General features: G+C 31.0%; 4 protein-coding genes and 1 pseudogene. All 5 read right to left on the bottom strand.

Annotated features, from left to right (window positions below):
- Positions 1-156: helix-turn-helix domain-containing protein (locus F459_RS24600; RefSeq protein WP_281167943.1), on the bottom strand; the 156-nt coding region annotated here is incomplete at its 3' end.
- Between the two features lie 291 nt (positions 157-447).
- Positions 448-1,269, bottom strand: a complete 822-nt coding sequence (locus F459_RS0121620) for an abortive infection family protein (RefSeq protein ID WP_020614731.1) — start codon at positions 1,267-1,269, stop codon at positions 448-450.
- A gap of 123 nt (positions 1,270-1,392) precedes the next feature.
- Positions 1,393-4,581, bottom strand: coding sequence for an NACHT domain-containing protein (locus F459_RS0121615; RefSeq protein WP_154651772.1), 3,189 nt, complete (start codon positions 4,579-4,581; stop codon positions 1,393-1,395).
- Positions 4,582-4,792: 211 nt separating this feature from the next.
- On the bottom strand, positions 4,793-5,233 hold the full coding sequence (locus F459_RS0121610; RefSeq protein WP_020614729.1) for a hypothetical protein: 441 nt from the start codon (positions 5,231-5,233) through the stop codon (positions 4,793-4,795).
- A 223-nt stretch (positions 5,234-5,456) separates the two neighbouring features.
- Positions 5,457-5,730: pseudogene (locus F459_RS24220) on the bottom strand (hypothetical protein); the annotation flags it as partial.

Below are 5,730 nucleotides of genomic sequence, written 5' to 3'. Positions count from 1 at the left end.
ATCTTGGAGGTTTTTCATCCCGCCAGATTTGTACCTTTCAACCCACTTATACCCAGTCGGCCGACTTATCCCGAAATCGTTACACAGCGAGCTGAAGCTTTGCTGTTCGGTTTTCCAGTGCAGAATGAACTCTTTTCTATGGTCCACAACGGTCATCTCCATGAACGGCATAGGAACCCCCTTTCAAGATCTCTATGCCATAATTGTAAACCGCTACTTTAGATAACTGTAAATAATGCTGCCGGGTCATACCGGAATATAGATAACATCCAATTGAGCTGCGTGGCGTTAAGTTGGCATGCGTTTGTGCTGCCGCCCAACCAACAGTATATCACCAATTTCGCTCGCATCACCTTCTTAAAGTCTACCCTACTCCTGGAACCAGTAGCACAAACCATGACAATAGCCACGTCTGCTCCAATTGCTGGTTATCTTTACAACATTTTCTTAAAAATCATCCCAATCCATAGCTTCTTCATCCTCTGCCTTGCCGTCACTTTCACCTTCTATATATTCGATAAATTTTATTGAACTAGCAACATTTCTAAATATCAATAGGCTTTCACTATATCCAAGTAAATCATTATCGTGTGCGAAACTCTTATTATTTCGTACATCATTGAAAGCATCTAATAATGATATTGAACTTTTCAATATTCTTTCTGTCATTTTAGATTGGATTTTGCCTGATTCAACAATATGCTTCACATATTTTCCAAAATGGTTATGAAGAGGTTTTTCTCTATCAAAATCTATTTTGTGTTTCTCACATAATTTACGTATATACTTGACTGTAAAAGTATGTAGACGATCTAATCCTGTTTCAGGTTCATTTCTTTCAATACATTCCTTAATAATAGATGAAAGCTTATCGAAATCCTCGTCACCTGTAATTCGCTCAAATACTTGTATATCCTCAACAGGAGTATCAGATAGAAGTCTTTCAACAACTCCCCTGCATCTGTTAAATACTTCTTCATTCCATTGATCTTTATAGAAATCCGATGTCTCAGTAAGAAACTTATAATGATCTAACAAAGCATTTAGAGCACGACCAACATTATAGTTACTTTCTTCTGACCAATAGCCACGTAGTCTATTCGCTTTCGATCCTGAGTAATAGTTATACTTTTCATTGTATATTTCAACGTTTAGTTCATCTATGAAGAACTCTTCAAATGTTCTATTCGAGAAATCTAATACATAGCCTGATCCCATATCAAATAACATTTCGAAATATCGTTTTTCCTTATTACTTAAATCAGACATATTTTTTTCTACTTTCCCCTTTTGTTAAAGATAACGCCCAAATCAGCTGCCTGGCGTATTTTGGCGCAGAATGTGCATAAGCAGATTCTGTGACATTAGCCAGGTCAGTTGCATTTGCTTGTTCTACTGTTTTCTTGTACCAAAATCGTTTAGAAAAGATATTTCTAAAAAATCAATAAATGATGAATATAATAACTGTATTCCTTCACCACTGCAGTATTTCTCTAGCAAGGCTGGTACATTTCCCAATAAATGATATAAATTTCCAAACATACTAATTGAACGAATATTACCAGTAATCGCATTATATATGATTTCCTTCATATCTCTATTTACCATATCATTTTCATAAAAATCATAAATTGATAAATCAGATAGCATACTATGCCAACCGTCAGGATAACTTGCAACCTCTGCTGGGCTTAATCCTCTATCTTTAAGAGTCTCAATATCATCCTTTGATATGTAGCCTTTTCGAGTAAAATCTCCTTCATTCGTATCTTCCTCTTTTTTTTCACTATGCGTTTCTTTTATTAGCGACATATCATAGTGGAGAGTTTCTAAATAAAACTTATTACCTGAAGGGATAACAATACTAAATTTGAGATATTCTAATATTTCTTTTGCCTCATTCCACCGAGTGGAATCTATCAAATTTTCAATATCGCTGATATTTATTTCTTTCGAATGGGAATTATATCTTCTTAAGTTATAAAAAGCATAATTAAATATCTTGTCAGTGAAGACATTGATATACTCCTTTGGTAGATCAAACCAATAAATTTGCAACTCCTCGATATTAAAATTTTGGTCTATCATTAAAAGTATAGATGGATCATGTTCAATAATATAATCATTAAATATGGTACGAATTCCTTTTTCAGACATACGTTGAATATGCTTAATAATGCTACATGACTTTTTACTGTCTAGAAAGTCATATTTTTCGAATACGGTAAGGGCAGTACTTATTTCAATGACAGTGTAATCCTTTCTATTAAAATACATAGGAAGAAACAATCCAATATCCGTTATACATGTTGCTTCTTCATTATATAAATCTAGTCTTAATTTATTCTGGATTTTCGGCCATAAGAAAAAAGATCCCAAATGATTATAATCAAAAATAATAGATTTTAAATCCATATAAACATATTCATTATTGGGAAAAATTGCACCTAATGCAGCTATCTTTTCTCTTGCATCTGAAAGAATCCGCTTCATCCAAAACTGCGTAAAATTTATATTCCTAAATAATGAATATAATTGATATTCAGCCTCTATTTCATTTCCTGAGACATAAAGATTTATAATCTCTTTCAACTTATTCAAATGATATCCATCAACATCAAAAAAATAAATACGGGTTAAGAAATGGGTTAGTATCTCATGAAGTTCATATTCTTTTTTATCTTTAACTAATTCAAGATATTCTTCTTCTGTACAGACAAATTCTCTTTCTTTATAGAAATAGAAAAATTGATCTTCTTCTTGAACTGCATTATCTAATTCATCATAAAATCGATCTGTGCTAAAATGATTATCATTAGTAACTTTATATAAAAACTGTGGGTCATTTTTTCTTAAGTATAAAAACATCCCAAAAAGATAACCTGAGCTCGTAATATTTTTTTCTGAAAACCCTTCAGCAAGAATCGCTTTCACAAAAATATAGTAAAAACTGAAAATTGAAGATAGATGATCTCTTTCAATTATATTCTCAATAATGGATAGATTGTAATATTCAATAATCTCTAAATCTTTGGCATTAATTAATAAAAGTGCATCTCTTAACTGCCTATAAAAATCTCGGATTGATTCGAAATCAAATGTTAAAGTTAATAATTCTTTAAGTACTTGCAACGAGCAATATTTTTTTAATATTTCCTTAATGTCTTCAAGATTAAATTTAAAAAAAGCAAACCTTGATAAAAACTTTACATCCTTAGAAAGTATTGATGCTTTTACATACTCATTGACCTGTATTTGTTTACTTTCTAGAAAATTATTATCCTTTCTTAAGAATGATATAAAACTATCATGGAACAACGATATTCTATTTAAGTTGATATCAAATAAGTATGGATGTACATCTACAATATCCAATAGTATCTGAGCAAATTCTTCTTGTAATATTTCAATAAGCTCAGATTTCATAAAAAAAGAATGATTTGTAAGAAATATAGTTAAAACATTTTTTGAATCTAATCTCTTAATTATTTCTGAATAGTAATCATCTAGATCATCCAAAGAGCCTAGTTCTGGGATTTCTTTTGTTTTTAGAAAATGAGATGAAATATACCTAAGTATTAAAGGATACCCTTTCGATATCGTATGTATTCTTCTCATTATTGAATAGTCTGAAATATGATATAATTCTGATAATACTTTGTATGATTGGTCTTCACTCCACGTTGTCATTGATATTGAGTAGTAATCCAAATTGATCTTCAATGGTCTTGATAATATGATGATTTTATTTTTTTTCTTTAACTTGTTGAAGAATCTGATAAACTTTTCTAAATCATCTGAATTATAGTTTTCTACATGATCTAGCCCATCAATAATTACTATTCTATTTTGTCTATTAATTTCCTCAATAATTTCATCTTCATTTCTTTGGATTTGATCATTAAATAGTTCCTTTCCTAAATCATAAATAAAACAATGATACTTTAATCTGTTCTCATAATCTTTGTCTTGATTCGAAATCCAAAATCGGTAAAGAAGAACATGGCTGAATTGCTCTTTTATTACATTTACTAAATGACTTTTCCCTATTCCTGGTTTACCAATAATTAACAATTCATTTGAATCTAAACTTGGAATCTCTCCTACATTAACAGTTGGCTCATAAAGTTCTTTATCAAAAATATCAATTATAGGTAAGTCATGATTATTAATAACCCGCTTCCTTTGATCCATGCAATTCTCAAAGAATTGTTGAATTCGCAAATCTCTCTTTATATCTTGACTATAAAAGTTTTCAATTTTAACTAGTGACTCTTCTCTTGATAAAGAAATTAAGTAAACTTTTTCCAATAAGTATGCCTCGATACCCAATATTTCTGTATTTGGCACAATATTGATTGACTTAAAAAAAATAATATTCACATCATTAGAGAGCTTATGTGTTCTGTTTTTAATATTTATAGAATTAGGATTTATAGCTAAATCCGATAATTCAATTGAATCAAAATCTTTCATCGGGCAATAAAATGATTTTGATCCGGATCTTATATAGAGATCATCGAAATTACTATCAGTATCATATTCTATCTCTATGCTTTCAATTGTTCTTTCGATATCCATCTTTACTAGCATGAGAAATGTTATATATTTCTGATAAGAGTAACCAAAGAATGCATTTCTTGAAGGTAAACTAATAATATTCCTCCATTATTTATACTTGAATCAGTAGAACATCGTTTTCAGCTGCAATTTTGTCCCGTAGGGTTGGCGCGACAGGTGCGTAAGCAGCTGTCGTGACAAAAAATTGTCAGCTGCAAAACTTTGTTATATTTTAATTGTCATAAAGTTCTCTCAATTTTCGATACACTGATTTACTGTAAAAATCTTTCTTGCTTGATCGCTCATTATTTGGGTCTAAGAATCTGGCCTTGTGTAACTCATCTATTTTCTTGATTTCACGCATATGTTTATGAAAACATTTATTTTGTTTCCATCCATCAATATGCGTTTTGCAATATGTAACTACATCTGCATAGGTCTCAGTATAGATTGTGTCGAATAAAGATTCTTCATCAATTTTTACCTTTCGAACATCTTCTTTATCTGTTAATTGAATTTCTTCAATAATTTTTATATTCACGTCTTTATTTCCAGTAATTGCAGCCACTATATCTGCATTTTTTAGTCGTTTTTCATTTTTGTATAAAATTGAGAAAGGAACTAAGATCGTTTCTTGTATATTTTGCGAATTTAATTCTTTTGTTTTGTCCATTATATTCAATAATAAACTCTTTAATTGGGGATTTACTTTATCTAATGCTGATTCTTCCGTAATATAGTCTATTGGCGAAGCTGGTCGTTTAAATCCAATTGGTAAAATATATAAATCCTCAATATCCTCAAGTCGGTATTTAAAGAATTTATCTATGAAAAAATTGTAATTAGTAATTGCTTTTTGAAAAATTCCGTATAATAGCGCTTTATGTCAACATAGATTACGCGCTCTTTGAAATATTTTGTGAAGATTTTTTACCTTCGGTAGAGGATTGTCCTTCATAGTTTTTACCAGGATTCAGAACCACCACATTAGATGGCGTCCACTTCCTGACGGATCGCTTTCCCCATCGTTCAGCATGAGAGTTTCGAGCAGCTTCCATCGTGGCGTTTCTCCGCTTGAACAGCTCGGAATCCTTGCCGGTTCTTTTCTCATTGGGGGTGATGTATCCGAGCGCTGAATGCAGATGGTGATAATTATACCAGTCGATGAAA

The organism is Sediminispirochaeta bajacaliforniensis DSM 16054 (genome assembly GCF_000378205.1).
Lineage (GTDB): Bacteria > Spirochaetota > Spirochaetia > DSM-16054 > Sediminispirochaetaceae > Sediminispirochaeta > Sediminispirochaeta bajacaliforniensis.
Note: the sequence above shows the minus strand (reverse complement) of the source record. Positions and strands in the feature narration are given on the sequence as shown.

What these genes read in the sequence shown, in the direction of transcription:
- F459_RS0121615 (WP_154651772.1), bottom strand. Translation starts at nt 4,581, where the DNA reads ATGGATATCGAAAGAACAATTGAAAGCATAGAGATAGAATATGATACT.
- F459_RS0121620 (WP_020614731.1), bottom strand. Translation starts at nt 1,269, where the DNA reads ATGTCTGATTTAAGTAATAAGGAAAAACGATATTTCGAAATGTTATTT.
- F459_RS0121610 (WP_020614729.1), bottom strand. Translation starts at nt 5,233, where the DNA reads ATGGACAAAACAAAAGAATTAAATTCGCAAAATATACAAGAAACGATC.